The sequence below is a fragment of the Microbispora sitophila genome (assembly GCF_014892245.1).
GTDB classification, from domain to species: domain Bacteria; phylum Actinomycetota; class Actinomycetes; order Streptosporangiales; family Streptosporangiaceae; genus Microbispora; species Microbispora siamensis.
Map to the genome: position 1 here is coordinate 1 of NZ_JADBGC010000055.1, position 16946 is coordinate 16946.

At 71.3% G+C, this 16946-nt stretch carries 16 protein-coding genes; 8 read left to right on the plus strand and 8 right to left on the minus strand.

Going from position 1 to position 16946, the window contains the following annotated elements; translation table 11 throughout:
• Window positions 1–111 precede the first annotated feature (111 nt).
• From IL992_RS44950 to IL992_RS44965, 4 genes are read right to left on the minus strand one after another with little or no spacing between them, the layout of a single operon-like run.
• Window positions 112–1110 carry an amidohydrolase family protein gene (locus IL992_RS44950; protein ID WP_319019243.1) on the minus strand — a complete coding sequence of 333 codons (999 nt, stop codon included), beginning with the start codon at window positions 1108–1110 and terminating at the stop codon, window positions 112–114.
• Complete coding sequence (locus IL992_RS44955) at window positions 1107–2228, minus strand: FAD-dependent monooxygenase (protein ID WP_193209404.1); 1122 nt, start codon at window positions 2226–2228, stop codon at window positions 1107–1109. The genes IL992_RS44950 and IL992_RS44955 overlap by 4 nt, the downstream gene beginning before the upstream one ends.
• Window positions 2229–2235: 7 nt before the next feature.
• Complete coding sequence (locus IL992_RS44960) at window positions 2236–3180, minus strand: cyclase family protein (protein ID WP_193209405.1); 945 nt, start codon at window positions 3178–3180, stop codon at window positions 2236–2238.
• Window positions 3177–4163, minus strand: a complete 987-nt coding sequence (locus IL992_RS44965) for a fumarylacetoacetate hydrolase family protein (RefSeq protein WP_193209406.1) — start codon at window positions 4161–4163, stop codon at window positions 3177–3179. Before IL992_RS44965 ends, IL992_RS44960 begins: the two co-directional genes overlap by 4 nt.
• A gap of 106 nt (window positions 4164–4269) precedes the next feature.
• Between IL992_RS44965 and IL992_RS44970 the strand changes: the two genes are divergently transcribed.
• The 3 genes from IL992_RS44970 to IL992_RS47375 all read left to right on the plus strand — a co-directional run bounded on the left by IL992_RS44970 (window position 4270) and on the right by IL992_RS47375 (window position 7620).
• The gene (locus tag IL992_RS44970) at window positions 4270–5199 is read left to right on the plus strand and encodes a LysR family transcriptional regulator (RefSeq protein WP_193209407.1); all 930 of its coding nucleotides are present in this window, start codon (window positions 4270–4272) and stop codon (window positions 5197–5199) included.
• Window positions 5200–5290: 91 nt separating this feature from the next.
• Entirely contained in the window at window positions 5291–6481 is a 1191-nt protein-coding gene (locus tag IL992_RS44975; RefSeq protein ID WP_193209408.1) for an MFS transporter, read from the plus strand.
• A 536-nt stretch (window positions 6482–7017) separates the two neighbouring features.
• Window positions 7018–7620 carry a hypothetical protein gene (locus tag IL992_RS47375; RefSeq protein WP_226874956.1) on the plus strand — a complete coding sequence of 201 codons (603 nt, stop codon included), beginning with the start codon at window positions 7018–7020 and terminating at the stop codon, window positions 7618–7620.
• A 37-nt stretch (window positions 7621–7657) separates the two neighbouring features.
• Here IL992_RS47375 and IL992_RS44985 read toward each other — a convergent pair whose 3' ends face one another.
• Window positions 7658–8305 carry a winged helix-turn-helix transcriptional regulator gene (locus tag IL992_RS44985; protein ID WP_193209409.1) on the minus strand — a complete coding sequence of 216 codons (648 nt, stop codon included), beginning with the start codon at window positions 8303–8305 and terminating at the stop codon, window positions 7658–7660.
• 110 nt (window positions 8306–8415) lie between these two features.
• On the opposite strand from IL992_RS44985, the gene IL992_RS44990 reads away from it, so the two are divergent.
• The 4 genes from IL992_RS44990 (at window position 8416) to IL992_RS45005 (ending at window position 10562) form a co-directional block, all read left to right on the plus strand.
• A complete protein-coding gene (locus IL992_RS44990) occupies window positions 8416–8958 on the plus strand; it encodes a dihydrofolate reductase family protein (RefSeq protein ID WP_193209410.1) in 543 nt (180 codons plus the stop codon).
• Between the two features lie 31 nt (window positions 8959–8989).
• On the plus strand, window positions 8990–9850 hold the full coding sequence (locus IL992_RS44995) for an alpha/beta fold hydrolase (protein ID WP_193209411.1): 861 nt from the start codon (window positions 8990–8992) through the stop codon (window positions 9848–9850).
• 31 nt (window positions 9851–9881) lie between these two features.
• The gene (locus IL992_RS45000) at window positions 9882–10088 is read left to right on the plus strand and encodes a DUF4287 domain-containing protein (protein ID WP_193209412.1); all 207 of its coding nucleotides are present in this window, start codon (window positions 9882–9884) and stop codon (window positions 10086–10088) included.
• Window positions 10089–10193: 105 nt separating this feature from the next.
• Window positions 10194–10562 carry a cupin domain-containing protein gene (locus IL992_RS45005; RefSeq protein ID WP_193209413.1) on the plus strand — a complete coding sequence of 123 codons (369 nt, stop codon included), beginning with the start codon at window positions 10194–10196 and terminating at the stop codon, window positions 10560–10562.
• A 57-nt stretch (window positions 10563–10619) separates the two neighbouring features.
• Here the strand turns inward: IL992_RS45005 and IL992_RS45010 are convergent, their stop codons facing one another.
• The 3 genes from IL992_RS45010 to IL992_RS45020 form a co-directional block, all read right to left on the minus strand.
• Window positions 10620–11651 carry a 3-keto-disaccharide hydrolase gene (locus tag IL992_RS45010; protein ID WP_193209414.1) on the minus strand — a complete coding sequence of 344 codons (1032 nt, stop codon included), beginning with the start codon at window positions 11649–11651 and terminating at the stop codon, window positions 10620–10622.
• Between the two features lie 134 nt (window positions 11652–11785).
• Complete coding sequence (locus IL992_RS45015) at window positions 11786–13915, minus strand: PQQ-dependent sugar dehydrogenase (RefSeq protein WP_319019244.1); 2130 nt, start codon at window positions 13913–13915, stop codon at window positions 11786–11788.
• Window positions 13916–14573: 658 nt separating this feature from the next.
• The gene (locus IL992_RS45020) at window positions 14574–15281 is read right to left on the minus strand and encodes a sulfotransferase family protein (protein WP_226874957.1); all 708 of its coding nucleotides are present in this window, start codon (window positions 15279–15281) and stop codon (window positions 14574–14576) included.
• A 314-nt stretch (window positions 15282–15595) separates the two neighbouring features.
• On the opposite strand from IL992_RS45020, the gene IL992_RS45025 reads away from it, so the two are divergent.
• Window positions 15596–16946 (plus strand): extracellular catalytic domain type 1 short-chain-length polyhydroxyalkanoate depolymerase (locus IL992_RS45025; RefSeq protein WP_319019245.1); only part of this gene is annotated, 1351 nt, incomplete at its 3' end.

The window sequence follows — 16946 nt, forward strand, 5'->3', positions numbered from 1 at the left end:
ACTGGCTCTGGCCCGACGCTTGGTCGATGTGCTGTGGGCTCTGCTGCGCGACAACCGGGTCTTCTCCCCTTTTCCGCCGTCCCAGCTCACAGCGCTCGCCGCTTGACATGGTCATTGAGATTCCTTCAGATCGAACAGATGGAGGGCGTTGCCGCCGCGAACGGCGTCGAAGGCGTCCCCGGGCGGCAGCGCGGCGCGCAGCCGGTCGAGCGGGTCCTCGACGCCCATGTCGAAGGGGTGGTCGGAGCCGAGCACGACCCGGTCCGGCCCGGTTGCCTCGACCAGGGCGCGCAGCGCCGCGGGCTCGTAGACGAGGGAGTCGAACCAGATCCGCCGCAGATAGGCGCCGGGCGGCTCGGCGCAGCCCCGCGCCTCGGGCCGTACCCGCCAGCCGTGGTCGGCCCGGCCCACGTAGGTGGGCAGGTAACCGCCGCCGTGCGCGGCCAGCAGCCTCAGGTCCGGATGCCGGTCGAGCACGCCGGAGAAGATCAGGTGAGACAGCGCGACGGCGTTCTCCGCGGGCTGCCCCACGATGTTGGACAGATACCAGCGGTCCAGCCGCTCGTCCAGCGTGCAGCCGAAGGGGTGGAGGAATACGACCGCGCCGGTCGCCGCCGCGTGCGCCCAGAACGGCTCGTACGCCGGGTCCGACAGCTCAAGGCTGGGTGCGTGGGAGGAGATCTCCACGCCCTTCAGACCGAGGCCGAGCGCGTGGTCCAGCGCCTCCACCATGAGTCCGGGGTGCTGGAGCGGGACCAGGCCGAGGCCGTACAGCCGCCCGGGGGCCTGCGCACAGTGCGCGGCCGTGTGCTCGTTCGCCAGCCGCCACACCGTACGCGCCAGATCAGGGCCGGCCCAGTAGTGGTAGTGCGACGGGGACGGGCTGACGATCTGCACGTCCACGCCGGCGCGGTCCATGTCGGCCAGCCGCGCCGGCACCCGGGTGAGCCGCGCGAGGCGCTCGGAGATCATTTGCCCGGAGACCTCCAGGGACTCGGGGCCGTTGCGGCGCGCGTCCAGCTCCCGATGCTCCGCGTGGCCGGGCCGCCCGGCGACGGCCTGCTCGATCTCCGGCAGCAGCACGTGCGCGTGCGCGTCGACCGTGATCACGGCCGCTCCGTCACGAGCGCGCCGATCCGGCCCATGAGGCCGGGCACGTCGGCGTCCGGCGCCGGGTTGAGCTGCCATTCCGCGAGCCGCAGGGACGCCTCGACCACGGCCTTCGCCCGTTCGTGACGGCGGTCCATGTACGCGTCGAACAGCGACTGGTCGAGCCGGTCGGCGGCGAGCAGCAGCTCGGCCAGGACGGCGGCGTCCTCCAGGCACTGGGCCGCGCCCTGGGCGAGGGTCGGCGGGCAGGCGTGCGCGGCGTCGCCGACGAGCACGACGCGGCCGCGGTTCCACGGGCGGTCCACCAGCAGCGACTCGAACCACGTGTAGTTGACGCGGTCCGGGTCGGTGATGTCCTCCCGGATCTCGTCCCAGGTGCCGCCGTACCCCTCGGCGAGGGCCCGCATGTGCGCGACCTTGTCTTCCAGGCTCTCCCGTGGCCTGGCCTTCTCCACGAGGTAGGCGTACATCGTGTCCGGGCCCGTCGGGCAGTATCCGGCGATGAAGCAGGGCCCGCCGTAGATCAGGTCGGTGCGCTCGACCCCGCCGGGGCGGCGGGTGTGGACACGCCAGATGCCCATGCCGGTCGGCCGTGGGGCGATGTCGATCCCGATCAGAGCGCGCACCGCCGAGCGGATGCCGTCGGCGCCCACCACCAGGTCGTACGTGCCGGTGGCGCCGTCGGACAGCCGCACCTCCACCTGGTCGCCGGTGTCGGCCAGCGCCTCGGCGGTCACCCCGAACCTGGTCCGCGCCCCGGCCTCGCGTACGGCGTCGGCGAGGATGGCGGCCAGTTCGGGGCGGTTCATGCCGAGCGTGGCGGGCAGGCCGGGGCCGCCGGTGCGCGCGTCGGGGATCTCCGCGAGCAGCGTGCCGTCGGGGGCACGCAGCCCGAGCGAGTCGAACGGGAAGCCCGCGGCGGCGACCCGGTCCCATACCCCGAGGTCGCGCAGCACCCGCAGCGCGTTGCCCTGCAGGGTGATGCCCGAGCCGAGCGCGGTGGTCGCGGGCTGGATCTCCGCGATGTCCACGGTGACCCCGGCGCGGGCGAGCAGGATCGCCAGGGCCGATCCGGCGGTGCCGCCGCCGACGATGAGGACGTTGCCTACTGCTGGCATGAGGGACTCACTTGATCGCGAGGGGGTTGACGGGGGAGCCGACCGCGCCCGTGATCGGGAGCGGGGCGGCGGCGAGGAAGAACTCGTACACGCCGTCGGCGGCGCAGTGCGCGGCGAGCGCGTCCAGGTCCCACATCTCGCCGACGAGCAGGCCGATGTGCGGGAGGGCCACCTGGTGCAGCGGCTGGAAGGCGTCCTCGAACTCGTTGGGGCGCACCTCGAAGCCCCACGTGTCGGTGGCGATGGCGGCGATCTCGGTGCGGTGCAGCCAGCCGGCGCTCCAGAACGACAGGCCGGGGGCGGGGCCGCCGGCGTAGTCGCCCCAGCCCTCCCTCCGGGCCCTGGTCAGCTGCCCGGTCCGTACGCACACGATGTCGCCGCGGCCGACCGTGACGCCGTGCGCCGCGGCCGTGGTGTTCAGGTGCTCCTCGGTGATCGCGAATCCGTCCGGCAGTTCCCCGCCGCCGATCACGCGCCCCACGTCGAGCAGCACGCCGCGGCCGGCGACCGGCGCGGCCATGTGCTCGATGCCGGTGACCTGGTCGCCCTCGCTGGTGACGACCCGGTCGGCGGGCCGGCCGTTCCAGGCCCTGCCGTGGTCGAAGATGTGGCCGAGGCCGTCCCACTGGGTGGAGCACTGCAGCGGCATCGCGATGACGTCGTCCGCGCCGCCGAACCCGTGCGGGAACCCCTGGTCGCCGTGGACCGCGTCCACCCCGGTGTCCAGCATCGTGTGCACCGGGTTGGTGCGGCGCCGCCAGCCTTTCTGCGGGCCGTTCATGTCGAACCGCTGGGCCAGCGAGAACGACGCGCCCGTGCGGGCGCACGCCGCGCCCTCGCGGCGCTTGGCCTCGTCGATGAAGTTGACCGTGCCGAGCACGTCGCCGGCGCCCCAGCGGCCCCAGTTGGAGTATCTCGCCGAGGCCTCGGCGATCGCGGTTTCCGGTGTCATGCCGCCTCGTTCACACAGCGGTTGCGCTGGACGCCCAGCCCGGTGATCGTGCCCTCCATCACGTCGCCCGGCCGCAGCAGCCGGCCCCAGTGCATGCCGTTGCCGGCCGGGCTGCCGGTGAGCACCAGGTCGCCGGGCAGCAGTTCGACGGTCTGCGAGGCGTACGACACCAGCCGCGCCACGTCGAAGATCATGTCCTTGGTGGTCTCGTCCTGCATGACCTTCCCGTTGAGCCGGAGCGTCACGCGCAGGTTGCCGGGGTCGCCGACGAAGGCGGCCGGCACCAGGTAGGGCCCGAGCGGGGTGAACGTCGGGGCGTTCTTGGCCCGCAGCCAGTCGGTGCCGATCTCCGGCATGTCGCGGCGGAAGACCACCTCACGGGCGGTGACGTCGTTGGCGATCGTGTACGCGGCGACGTGCTCCAAGGCGTGCTCGGCGGGAACCCGGAAGGCCGGGCGGCCGATCACCGCCGCCAACTCCAGCTCCCAGTCGGGTTTGGCGCACCAGGCAGGGATGACCACGTCGTCGTACGGGCCGGTCACCGAGGAGGGCAGGCCGATGAACACGTACGGCTGGTCCTCGGCCGCGCGGCGGTCCATCATCGCTGCGGTCTCGGCCCGCACCTGTTCGGCGGGCCGGCCGCCCTCGGGCTCGTGCGCCACCGCCAGGTCGATCACATGGGTGCGGTAGTTGGCGCCGGACTGCAGGATCTGCCGGGGCTGGACCGGGGCGTGCACCCGCAGCTCCGCCGGCGGCAGCCGCTCTCCCGGCGTCTGGGCCGCCTGCCGAAGCAGCGGCAGGACGTCGTCCCAGCGCTCCAGCAGCGCCCGCGTGCTGTCGTACGCCCCGAGAGCGGGGACGGTGCGCAGGTCCAGGACGTGATCGCCGGTGACCAGGCCGGGGAAGGGCGCGCTGTCGGAAAAGGCGCGGGCGGAGAAGGTGCCGAGCGCGAACGGGCCGGCAAGGGGCGGGGATGTTTCCACGAGGTGTCCTCCCGGTGTGGTGCCCTTAACCTTGGACCTGACGGAACGATTTGGGAAATCGATTCTTTAGATCTGGTCAATCCATGCAATGGATAGTGAGGGTGCCGTGAACCTCGAGAGGCTCGACCTCAACCTCCTGGTCGCCCTGTGCGCCCTGCTAGAGGAGCGCAACGTGACCCGGGCGGGCGCGAGGATCGGGCTGAGCCAGCCCGCGACGAGCGCCGCCCTGGCCAGGCTCCGCCGCCACTTCGGCGACGAACTGCTGGTCAGGCAGGGCAACCGCTACGAGCTGACACCTCTCGGCACCGCCCTGCGCGCACCCGCCGCGAACGCCTACGCGATGCTGGAGCGGCTGTTCACCAGCCGCGCGGACTTCCACCCGGCCACCGAGCGGCACGAGTTCACCCTGCTGTCATCCGACTACGCGATCGCCGTCTTCGGCGCGGAACTCGCCCGCGTCCTGCACGCCGAGGCGCCCGGCGTACGGCTGCACTTCCTCCCCGCGTCGCCCGGCATCGTGGAGAACGCCGACTCCACCCTCGGCGGGGTGGACGGGATGCTGATGCCGCACGGCGTGATCAGCGACTTTCCGGCGGTGGAGCTGTACCGCGACGAGTGGGTCTGCCTGGTCTCCGCCGACAACCCGGACGTGGGGGAGCGGCTCACGATGGACGACCTGGCGCGGCTGCCGTGGGTGGTCTACCAGCGGCCGTTCGACGCCCCGGTGGCCCGTCAGATGTCCATGCTCGGGCTGGAACCGCAGGTGGACGTGTCCGTGCACAGCTTCCAGCTCCTGCCGAGCCTGGTGGCGGGCACCCGCAGGATCGCGCTGATCCAGCGGCGCCTCGCCGGCCTGCTGCGCGACCTCGCCCCGGTCCGCACGCTGCCCTGCCCGTTCCCGGCCGTGCCACTGCAGGAGGCCCTGTGGTGGCACCCCGTCCACACGCACGACGCCGCCCACATCTGGCTGCGCGAGACCGCCGCCCGGGTGGGCGCCGGCCTGCCCCCGCTGCCCGGCCATCCACCGGGTGGATGACGACCATCGGTACTTTCCGTCTTCCGCACACCGGGCCGGATGTCTGACAGTGATGCCTGCCACATCCCCGCGACATCCAGCGAGGCCCCGTATGTCCCAATCGGTCTCCGCCGCGCGGGCCGGTCTGCCCCAGCTCATCGTGCTGCTCATCGGGAGCTGCATGCCCGTGCTCGGGGCCGTCCTGCTCTCCCCGGTCCTGCCCCGCATGAGCGAGCACTTCGCCGCCACCCCGGGGGCCGCCGTCCTGGTGCCGGTCGTCCTGACCGTTCCCGCGCTGTTCGTCGCGTTAGGGGCGCCCTTCGCCGGCGCCATCGCCGACCGGTTCGACCGCAAGCGGCTGCTGATCGTCACCATGGTGGCCTACTCGGTCTTCGGCACCGCGCCGCTCTACCTGGACTCGCTCCAGGCCATCCTGGTCAGCCGGGTGCTCGTCGGCGTGTGCGAGGCGGCCATCATGACCTGCTGCACCACCCTGATCGCCGACTACTGGTCCGGGCCGCGCCGCGCCCGCTACCTCGGCATGCAGACCCTCGCAACCACCGTCGCCGCGACCGTCTTCTTCGCGCTCGGCGGCCTGCTCGGCGCCGGAGGCTGGCGCACGCCCTTCTGGGTGTACGCCGCCGCCGCGCTCACCGCGATCCCCATGGCGTTCCTGCTGTGGCAGCCCGCCGCCTCCCGCCACGAGGACCGGCAGCCCTGGCCCTGGCGCGCCCTCGCCGTGCCCTCCCTGGTGACGGTCGGCGGAGGCGTCGTCTTCTACACGCTGATCGTGCAGTTGTCGTACGTGCTGGACGGGGCGGGGGTCGCCGACCCCGCCGCCATCGGCGCCGTCACCGCGCTGATGTCCCTCGCGACCGCCGTCGGGGCAGGACTGTTCGCCAAGGCCGCGGGCCGCGGCGCGCGGGCGCTGCTCGTCGCGGAGTTCGCACTGTCCGGGCTGGGCCTGCTGCTGATCTTCGCCGCCGGGTCCGTGCCCGTGATCGTCGCGGGTGCCGTGCTCACCGGGTTCGCCACCGGGCTGCTGCTGCCGACCCTGCTCACGTGGGCGGTCGGCGGCCTGCCGTTCGCGCGGCGGGGCCGCGGCACCGGGCTGTGGACCGCCGCGTTGTTCCTCGGCGAGTTCCTGTCCCCGTTGCTCGTCGGCGCCCTGACCGCGTTGACCGGAGGGCTCGGCGCGTCCCTCGCGGTGATCGGCGTCGCGTCGCTGGCGCTGGCCGCCCTGGTCGCCACCGTCCTGACCGTCCCGGCGTCACCCCTCGACGCCGCCGTCACCGCGGATTAGCTGGTTCCTCGTCCGCACTGGTGCCGGACGCTCCTCGCTCGGTTCAATTCGAATCGGGATCGTCGGCGTCGGTTCGGGAGGGCATGTGCCGGTGTTCGCGTGTGCGGGTTGCGGAGCCGTGCTGACCTCGCCCGTCGCGCGGGTCGCGCTTCCCGTCCATGCGCACCAGCGGTACGGCCATGATCTGGTTCCCGCTCTCATGGAGCCGGGGACGTACGCCGTGGACCCGGAGCCTTCCGGCTGGCCATGGCGGCCCTGGGAGGATGTCGGTGCGCGGGAAGCCGAGGCCCGCGGCGTGTACGCGCCGGTGTACTCCTTGTCGTACGGGCCATCGGGGGCGATCGCGGTCTCGCCGGGCGACGTCCGCGGGACCGTTCTGATTCCCCAGCGGTGTGACGGCCTCTGCTGCGGCCTGGACGGCAGGAACGGCCCGAACCTGGCCTGTGAGCGGTGCGGACGCGAAGTGGCGACCCGCGTCGACGACTGCTCGTACTGGCATGTGGTGTGGCTGGATCCGCGGGCGGTTCGCGCCGTCGGTGTCGACGGGCCCGTGCGTCGAGTGCTCCGCCTGGGAGGAACTGCGCGATGAAGGGGCGGAAACTCCGCCGGTCGAGCCGATCGGGGCGTGGAGCCCGGTGTGGGAGGCCGCGGTCGCGGCGGCGCTGGCCCGTCTCCTGGTGGCGTCCGGCGGTGCGCGGGTGGCCGTACCCGCCGGCGCCGTCGCCGGCGTGTTCCGTCCGCTGCTCGACGTCCTGCTTCCGCCGGGGCCGGCGATGAGGAGCCTGGCCCTGGCGGGGCCGGGGCTACCCGCCGCGACCTCGGACATCGCCCTGGTCCCGCGGCATCCGCAGACGGGTGAGGCGTGGCCGTACGGTGCGGGGGTGGCGGTGCCGCTGAGCGCGGAGGTGTGGACGTATCTGGCCTTCCACGACGATCGGCGGCTCATCGCCGTCTCGCGCGGGCGGGGCGGCAACGCCTGCCGCGACGCTCTTCCACCGCTGCTGCCATTTCGCCCGTTCCGGCCTGACTGGGACGTGTTCCTCGACACGCTGGCACGGCTGCCGGAGGTTCGTGAGCCGTGGCTGCGTGCGATCTACGACCGTGTGAAGGACGGCCGATGCAGCGACCCCTTCCTGTGATGTCCGGATGGACCATCTCCGCGCGACGCCGTTCGGGTCAGAAGCGGAACGTCTCGACGAACCGGTGGAGAAGCGCGGGATCGCCGTGCACCCGCACGCTGCCGTCGGCGAGTGCTTGGCCGGGGGTCCTGGCGCCGGTCATCAGAGCGTGGATCCCTTGATCGTTCAGCCTCTCGACGACGAGGTCCGGGGCGGGGTGCGGGCCGACGCCGACCGTCAGGGCCCCGTCGGTGATCTGTAGGCGGAGGGTGAAGTCGCCCATGCGGACCTCGTAGCCGACGGTGGTCCCCCGGGCTGCTTCCGGGCGGTAGGTGGTGCGGAAGGCCATGGCCACCGACTCCGGAGTGACGACCTCTCCGGCACGGGGCTCGGTCATGGTTCTGGCACCCCAGCGGCCCAGCGCGATCAGTGCCGGTTCGAGCTCGCGTCCGTAGTCGGTGAGCTCGTAGACGACCGCGCGCTCAGGGTGGGGCAGCGCGCGGCGAAGGACAAGGCCCGCCTCCTCGAGTTGTTTGAGGCGGGCCGACAGGATGTTGGTCGGGATGGAGCGCAGGCCCTTGTGCAGGTCGGTGTAGCGCAGGGGTCCCGACAGCAGGTCGCGGACGATCAGCAGGGTCCAGCGTTCGCCGACCATCTCCATCGCGCGGGCCAGGCCGCAGAACTGTCCGTACTCACGAGCTGCCATGCTGCAGATCCTACCGCGAACTTCAGTTGACAAAGCATGCTTGTAAAAGACAAGCTGCTGCTCGTTCGGCCGGTCGGCCGTCCACCTGGTGTTATCCGAGGAGTGAACGCATGACTGCGCGGAAGGTCGTCGCCGGGCTGTTCGTCTCGCTGGACGGCGTCGTGGAGGCGCCCGAGACGTGGCACTTCCCCTACCTGAGCGAGGAGATGGGCACGGCGGTCGGCCAGATGTACGCCGAGGCCGACACCCTGCTGATGGGACGCGTCACCTATGAGGCGTTCGCCGCTGTCTGGCCTCACCAGACCGGCGAACTGGCCGACGCGATCAACGGCATCCGCAAGCTCGTCGCCTCCACCGGCCTCACCACGGTCGGCTGGAGCAACGCGACCCTCATCGAGGGCGACGTCATCGCCGCCGTGAAGGAGCTCAAGGAGCAACCCGGCGGCACGATCGCCCTGACGGGCAGCATCAGCCTGGTCCGCGCTCTGCTGCAGGCCGGGCTCCTGGATGAGTTGCGCCTGCTGGTCCACCCGCTCGTGGTCGGCGCCGGGCAGCGCCTCTTCCCCGAGAGCGCCACCCCCGTGTCGCTGAAGCTCACCCGATCGGCCACCTTCACCACCGGCGTGCTCGACCTCACCTACCAGCCCGCCTGACCGACCCCCTGAACAGGAACGGAAGACACCGATGAACGACGTCGAGACCAGGACGCTGCCCGTTCCCGGCGCACGCCTGCACTACGAGGTCCGGGGAACGGGACCGCTGTTGCTGATGATCCCCGGCGCGCCCGCCGACGCCGGGGCGCTGGCCGGGCTCGCCGCGACCCTGTCCGACCGCTACACCGTCGTCACCTACGACCAGCGCGGCCTGTCCCGCAGCACCCTGACGGGACCGCCCGCCGACCAGGACGTCAGGGTCTTCAGCGAGGACGCCTGTCGCCTGCTGGCCGCCCTGGGCGACGAGCCGGCCTACGTGCTGGGCAACAGCGGCGGCGCCCTCACCGCCCTTGACCTGGCGCTGCGCCATCCCGAACGGGTGCGCGCCCTGGTCGTGCACGAGCCGCCGATCCCCGAACTGCTGCCCGGCCGCGAGCACTGGCGGGCGGCGTTCCAGGACGTGTACGACACCTACCGCGACCAGGGCGCGGGCGCGGCGATGGGCAAGTTCGTCGCCACCGTCGACGGGGAGAACAGCGCGCCTCCCGCGATGCCCGATCCTTCCCGGATGCCGCCCGAGGCGCTGGAGACGATGGGCCGCATCCAGGGCAACCTCGACCACTTCCTGGCCCACGTGCTGCTGCCCGTGCTGCGCTTCGAGCCCGACATCGCCGCGCTGCGCTTCGAGCCCGACATCGCCGCGCTGCGCTCCGGTCCCGTGCCGGTCGCCGTCGGCGTCGGAGCGGCATCGGGCGACGGCGTGCCCGCTCTGTCCGCCCGGGTGCTGGCCGAACGGCTCGGCGTCGAGCCGCTCGTCTTCCCCGGCGACCATCAGGGCCTGGAGCTCGACGTCGCCGCCTGCGCCGATATCATCCACGCGGCCCTCGCCTGACACCCATCCGGCAGCAGAAAGGACCCCGGACATGACCACGCCGGCAAACGGCCCCGCCAGCTACTTCCCGGCGATCGAGAAGAAGTACGGTCGTCCCGTCCAGGAATGGATCGACCTCATCAACTCTTCGCCTCTGACCAAGCACATGGAACTCGTCAGCTGGCTCAAGTCCGAACACGGTCTCGGGCACGGCCACGCCAACGCGCTGGTCGCCCACACCCTCGCCGGCCGGAAATAGGCCAGCCGGCACCCACCCCATGAGCACCGGCGCCTGGCCCGGAGGCACCGTGAGAATGACGAGGTCCCGCAGGGGTGCGCACCTCCGGGCCCTACACTTCCGCAGATGGAACACGACACATCGTTCACCGGTGCTCCGCGCGTGGTGCGCGCGGCGGCCCTGGCCGACGCCGACCTCGATCCGGCCCCGCTCGACCCCGCCCAGGTGGTGTCCGGAACCCCTGAGGTCCGTCACCTGGAGCTGGCTTCGGGTACGGACCTGGCGGTCGGCGTCTGGCAGCACGGGCCGGGCGTGAGCACTGACACCGAGGCGGACGAGGTCTTCGTCGTGCTCGGCGGCAGCGCGACGATCGAGGTCGAGGGTGGGCCGGTGCTCGAGGTCGGCCCCGGCGACGTCGTCCTGATGCCCGCCGGCGCGCGCACCGTGTGGACCGTGCACGAGACGCTCCGCAAGGTGTACGCCGTGCGGCCCTGACCACCTCACCAGGTTCGCGGCGGCCTCGGCCGTGCGCCCGGGGCCGCCGCGCGCCGGTCAGCGAGTCTCGGTGAGGTCGCGCACGCGGATGTCGCGGAACGCGACGACCGAGGCGCCGTCGTGGTTCTGCAGCCCGACGTAGCCGCGCTCGAACTGCCGGCCGCTCGTGCCGGGATCCGCCGGACGCCCGGGGAACGGTATGCCGGGGACGTTGTCGAACTCGTTGATCACCTCGCCGTTGCGGATCACCGTGTAGTGCTGTCCGACCACCCGGATCTCAAGGTCGTTCCACACGCCCTTGGCGGTCGGCCGGGCGTGGGCGAGGTCGAGGTCGGCGAACCCGTACACCGATCCCGTCTTCCGCGGGTCGTCACCGCCGCCTTCCGGGGTGTCGTTGATCTGGATCTCGTGGCCGCAGTTGACCGCGACCCAGGCCGGGTCGCTCGTCTTGCACTCGGGGTTGGCCGCGGGGTCCACGCCGGGGAAGCGGACGAACACGCCGCTGTTGGAGCGGGCGTCCCCGGCCCGCTCGTCCCGGAACTTCAGGCGCAGCGAGAAGTCGCCGAACCGCTCCGCCGTGTACCAGAGCAGGCCGAGGCCGCCCCCGGCGGGCGAGTTCACGGTCACCACGGATCCGTCGTCGCGCAGGGCGAAGCCCCGGCCGCCGACGTACCCCCATTTCTCGAAGGACGCCCGCGTCCCGTCGAAGATTGTCCGGTATGGGCTCGGGCCGTTCGGCCGCCCGATGCCGGACCGGGCCGCGGTCTTCATGAGCGTCGCCCGCTCCTGGTCACTGATCACCCCGGAGCCGCTGAGAGCCCGCGTGATCTCGCCGACATGGGCGACGAACGCGCCGTGGTCGCTCCATGCCTTCTCGTCGTCGACGAGGTCGTTGACGGTGCAGCTCCCCGCGGCGGTCCTGTTCGGGACACCGCTGTCGGCGTCCAGGAACCGGACCGTGGGCCTGGCGTCGGGAGCGGTGCACGACGCCTGCTCGGCGGTCGCCGGCGGAGCCGCCACGCTCGTCGTGACGGCCACGGCGGCGAGCAGGCTCCCGGCGAGCGCCGCCGCTCTTCCCTGTGTACGCATAGTCGGGGGTTCCTCCCTGTGGCTGGACGGCGGATCGCGGGCCGTGACGGCCCGCGTGACTTCAGCGGGAGCCGGGGCGGACCGCCCCGCCGGCGCTCACACCGGCGGGGAGGGCCCGCTCCGGCCGCCTGCCGTCACCCGGCCGGCTTCAGCACCACCTCGTCACTGCCGGACAGCGCCGGCAGCCCCTCGGCGCCCGGGTCGGTGTACGTGGCGGCGAAGACACCGGAGAGGTTGTCGTTCGCCGGGTCGTGTCCCGAGGGCACGGTGGTCGTGATGCTGCCGGTGCATCCGCTCGCGGTCGTCTGCGGGTGCCCGTGCTGGTCGTGCCCAAGGATGTAGGTCACCCGAACGCGGGAGCAGTCCACCGGCTGGTCGTCGGTCACCTTGACCTCGAACTGCACGACGTCGCCGAAGTGGAACGGCTGCCCCTCGACCGGCTTGACGAACTCGACGACCGGCGCCTGGTTCCCGACCACGACCTCGACCTCGGCCGTGGCCGAGCGCCCGCGCTGGGGGCCGCCCACGTCGGTCACCTTCAGCGTCGCGCGGTAGACGCCGTTCTCCTGGTAGGTGAAGGTCGGGTTTGCCTCGCGCGAGTCCACCTTGCCGTCGGCGTCGAAGTCCCAGGCGTACTGGAGCCGGTCGCCGTCGGCGTCCGCGGTGCCCTCGCTGGAGAACGCGACGGTGAGCGGCGCCTTGCCATTGGTCCTGTCCGCCGACGCCTTCGGGGCCGGCGAGTGGTTGCCGTTCTCCCCGATGTAGTCGATCCGGGCCAGCTGCGCGTCCGGGTTCTGCGAGAAGTAGCCGTCGCCGTACTCCAGGACGTAGAGCGCGCCGTCCGGGCCGAACTCCATATCCATGGCGTTGTCGAAGGTGAACGACGGCAGGACGGACTCGATCTTCGCGAGCTTGCCGTCCGCGTCCAGGCGCATGCCCTTCACCCAGTCACGCGACCACTCGTAGAGCAGCGGCACTCCGTCGTAGTACTCCGGCCAGGCCACCGGGCTGCGGCCCTGCGTCGCCTTCTTGTCGTAGTGGTAGACGGGGCCGCCCATCGGGGAGATGCCGCCCGTGCCGAGCTCGGGGAACTCGGCGGACGCGCCGTAGGTGTACCACACGTCCGGCTGCTCGACCGGGGGAAGCTCGCGCAGACCGGTGTTGTGCGGGGAGTCGTTCACCGGGGCCGCGCAGTCGAAGGGCGCGCCGGACTTGCCGGTGGCGAAGTCGAAGTCCACATAGGGGAGCTTGGCGGTCGCGCAGTACGGCCAGCCGTAGTTGGACGCCTTGCGGATGACCGTCCACTTGCCGGTGCCGGCCGGCCCGCGGTTCGGGTTGGCGCGGTTCGCGTCCGGCGAGTAGTCGCCGACGTAGAGGTCGCCGTTCTCCTTGTTGATCTCGATGCGGAAGGGGTTGCGCAGGCCCATCGCGTAGATCTCGGGCCGGGTCTTCGCGGTGCCCGGCTTGAACAGGTTGCCCTCGGGGATCGTGTAGCCGCCGCCGTCCTTGGGCTTGACGCGCAGGATCTTGCCGCGCAGGTCGTTGGTGTTGCCGGCGCTGCGCTGCGCGTCGTACGCCGGGTTGCGGCCCGGCCGCTCGTCGATAGGGGTGTAGCCGTCGGACGAGAAGGGGTTGGTGTCGTCGCCCGTGGACAGGTAGAGGTTGCCCTCGGCGTCGAAGACGATGTCGCCGCCGACGTGGCAGCAGATGCCCCGGTCGACCGGGACGTCGAGGATCTTCTGCTCGCTCGCCAGGTCGATCCGGCCCTTGGTGAACTCGAAGCGGGAGAGCCGGATCAGGCCCTTGAAGCGCTCCCAGTCCGCCGCGGTGCCCTGGTTGGGGGCGTCGCCCTCGTTCACGTCGGGCGTCTTCGGGTCGTCGACGGGGGTGTTCAGCGGGGGCGAGTAGTAGAGGTAGACCCAGTTGTTGCCCTTGCCGAAGTTCGGGTCGAGCGCGATGCTCTGCAGGCCCTCCTCGTCGTGCTGGTACACGTCGATGGTGCCGGCCTTCGTGTTGAGGCCGGTCGCCGGGTCGTGCATCCAGACCGTTCCGGCGCGGGTGGTGTGCAGAACCCGGCCGTCGGGCAGGACGGCGAGATCCATGGGCTCGCCGGGGGTGTCGTTGAGAGTCACCTTCTGGAAGGCGGATTCCGGGGGCGCCGGACTCTCCTGCGCCGCCGCGATCGACGGCGTGGTCAAGAGGCCCGTCATGACGGCGGCCGCTGCCGCCGCCATCAGCCTGGTCCTCGTGGAGGTACCGTTCACGTGATGCTTCTCCTTGGCCGGAGGGCGTCAGATGGGTGGCCGGGCCGCCACCCGTGCCGCTGCAACGGCAGGGAAGCGTGACGGTCCGGCCGCTCGATGAGGGGAAGACGCGCCCGCGCCGAAGTCGGCGAGGGCAGGGCCACGGAGGCCGCACTCGGAAGTGGTCGCCAGGGCGGCCGCACGCATCGTCCCCTTCGTGAGGACGCGTGCGCCGAACGCGTCGTGATCGAACACTGAGTCGAACACTGAATCGAACGCTGCCTGGCTCAGTCGGCGTGCCACCGCCGTCGAGCGCGAGACGCCCACATTGTTACGGCCGTGCAACAGCACGGTCAATACCGCGCTTTGACTTTCACGGCTAACCGCTCGGTCAGGTGTCTGCGGGCGACCGGACCGGTGTTATGAGTACTGAAACACCTACTTTCGTTGACATTGGGCATAAGTTCGATCTAGCGTCGCAAAACATGCGATCGATACGACAGAAGTCGTACCGGACGTTGATCGGCTCACCACATTAGGTAGTCAAGGCTTGGCGCGTCGCCTGGGGGCGTACGCCCGGTCGCCGGCTTCCCGTCGCGCCGAGACGGCGAGCGGGCGAGTGCCACCCGGGCGGCCGACCCGGGCGACGCGCCCACTCCTGCCGCCTCCGGGCGGGTCGTCAGCCTTCGCGCGGGAAGGGCACGTGGACCCGGCCCTCGGTGTGCATGAGCTCGAACGTCCTCCGGATCGACGCGGCGTCGTTGAGATGCGGGAACGGGGTGCCCGGGGGAGCGGCGACCCCGAGGAAGGCGCACAGCGGTCCCCAACCCTCGCGCACGTCGAAGACCAGGAGCCGCTCGGCGGGAAGGGCGGCCAGCACCGCGGCGACGTGCCGATTGTAGGCCGCGACGGCCCGCTCCTCGTCCGGTGTGTGACCCGGTCGCCAGGTCTCGCCGAAGACCGACTGGCTGATCCGCTCGAAGAGCGGCCGGAGGCCCGTCATCGCGGCGACGACGGGACGGATGGCCTCGGGCGCCTCGTCTTCCCGCATCGGTTCGCGGGGGCTGAGCGAGCCCAGCACCCGGAAGCTGGCGTACCAGCTGCAGGGGTCGCGGACCGTGAGGACGATCTTGGCCTCCGGATAGGCCCGCGCCAGCTCCCGCCAGAAGAAGCTGGCTGGCCAGTCCACGCAGGACCGGAAGCCCTCGAAGACGCGTTCCCAGTCGGCCGCCGCGCCCGCGCAGACCGGCAGCCACCGCTCGGCGAGCTCAGGGCGGAGCAGGACCTCGAAGGTGTGGTAGCAGGGCCCGAAGCCGAGCCGTTCCAGGGCCGCCTTCGTCGACGTCGTTCCGGTGCGCGGAAGTCCCGCGCCGATGACCTCCAGCATGTCCAGGCTCCCGTCGTCGCCCCCCGCTGACGCGGTAGACCATGCCCGCCCGCCGGGCGTTCTCACGGCGCACCCTCCCCGCCGCATGACCCCGCCTCCGCGATCTGACAATGTTTCAGCGTCTCCATGAAACTTTCCACAACTCGCCGGTCCTCCGGAGGGGTGGCGTGCTCCTGACGTCCACCTCTTCGCCGCCGCGGATCTCGCGGTGATCTGTGGCTTGAGCCGTCTGAAAGTTTTAGGCACGCTTCAGAAACATTAATGCCGCCGGGTTCGGTGAGCCGGTCGGCGCAACCGGAGGAAGGACAGCTCACGTGAGACGACGCATCGGGGCCTTACTGGCCGCCGTGCTGATGCCCGTGGTCGCGGCGACCACGTTGCTGGTCACCCAACCGGCCGCCGCGGCCTCGCTGACCAGGGTGACCAGCTTCGGCAACAACCCCAGCAACCTGAACATGTACGTCTACGTGCCGGACCGGGTGGCCGCCCGGCCCGCGCTGCTGGTCGCCGTCCACTACTGCACGGGCACCGCGTCGGCGCTGTTCAGCGGGTACTTCCGCGACTACGTCACCGCGGCCGACCAGTACGGGTTCATCATCGTGTTCCCGGAGGCCACGCGCAGCGGCCAGTGCTTCGACGTGTACTCGCCCCAGGCGCTGAAGCGGGGCGGCGGCAGCGACCCGGTCGGCATCATGTCGATGGTCGACTACGCCAAGTCGCGCTACAACGTGGACCCCGGCCGCGTCTACGTCAGCGGCGTCTCCTCCGGCGCGATGATGACCAACGTCCTGGCGGCCGAGTATCCGGACGTCTTCAAGGCGGGCTCGGCCTTCATGGGCGTCCCGGCGGGCTGCTTCGCCACCACCGACGGCTCCACCTGGAACAGCCAGTGCTCCGGCGGGCAGCTCATCAAGACCGCCCAGCAGTGGGGTGACCTGGCCCGCTCGATGTACCCCGGCTACAGCGGCTCGTATCCGCGCATGCAGTTGTGGCACGGCACCACTGACACGACGCTGAACTACAACAACTTCGGCGAAGAGATCAAGCAGTGGACCAACCTCAACGGGGTCAGCCAGACGCCCGCGTCCACCGACAGCCCCTCGTCGGGGTGGACCCGCACCCGGTACGGCAACACCGGCACCCAGCCGCCGGTCGAGGGCGTCAGCGTCTCCGGTCAGGGGCACTCGCTGCCCCTCAACGGCATGATCGCCTACGCGATCGACTTCCTCGGCCTCAACAGCACCACGCCGACCTCTCCGTCGCCCACACCGTCGCCCACACCCTCGCCCACGCCGCCGGACAGCCCGTCTCCGAGCCCCTCGTCCGGCCCGAGCGGCGGCCCGCCGGCCACCACCCTCGGCGAGGCCGCGGCCCGCAGCGGCCGGTATTTCGGTACGGCGATCAGTGCGGGCAAGCTGGGTGACTCGGCGTACACCACGATCGCGAACCGTGAGTTCAACATGATCACGGCCGAGAACGAGATGAAGATCGACGCCACCGAGCCCAACCAGAACCAGTTCAACTTCACCAACGCCGACCGGATCTACAACTGGGCGGTGCAGAACGGCAAGCAGGTGCGCGGGCACACGCTGGCCTGGCACTCCCAGCAGCCCGGCTGGATGCAGTCCCTGTCCGGCAGCGCGCTGCGCCAGGCGATGATCAACC

Bases quoted from the DNA above. Each gene is read 5' to 3' on its own strand.
- IL992_RS44955 (WP_193209404.1), bottom strand. From the start codon at position 2,228: ATGCCAGCAGTAGGCAACGTCCTCATCGTCGGCGGCGGCACCGCCGGA.
- IL992_RS44960 (WP_193209405.1), bottom strand. From the start codon at position 3,180: ATGACACCGGAAACCGCGATCGCCGAGGCCTCGGCGAGATACTCCAAC.
- IL992_RS44975 (WP_193209408.1), top strand. From the start codon at position 5,291: ATGTCCCAATCGGTCTCCGCCGCGCGGGCCGGTCTGCCCCAGCTCATC.
- IL992_RS44985 (WP_193209409.1), bottom strand. From the start codon at position 8,305: ATGGCAGCTCGTGAGTACGGACAGTTCTGCGGCCTGGCCCGCGCGATG.
- IL992_RS44990 (WP_193209410.1), top strand. From the start codon at position 8,416: ATGACTGCGCGGAAGGTCGTCGCCGGGCTGTTCGTCTCGCTGGACGGC.
- IL992_RS44995 (WP_193209411.1), top strand. From the start codon at position 8,990: ATGAACGACGTCGAGACCAGGACGCTGCCCGTTCCCGGCGCACGCCTG.
- IL992_RS45000 (WP_193209412.1), top strand. From the start codon at position 9,882: ATGACCACGCCGGCAAACGGCCCCGCCAGCTACTTCCCGGCGATCGAG.
- IL992_RS45005 (WP_193209413.1), top strand. From the start codon at position 10,194: ATGGAACACGACACATCGTTCACCGGTGCTCCGCGCGTGGTGCGCGCG.
- IL992_RS45010 (WP_193209414.1), bottom strand. From the start codon at position 11,651: ATGCGTACACAGGGAAGAGCGGCGGCGCTCGCCGGGAGCCTGCTCGCC.
- IL992_RS45020 (WP_226874957.1), bottom strand. From the start codon at position 15,281: ATGCTGGAGGTCATCGGCGCGGGACTTCCGCGCACCGGAACGACGTCG.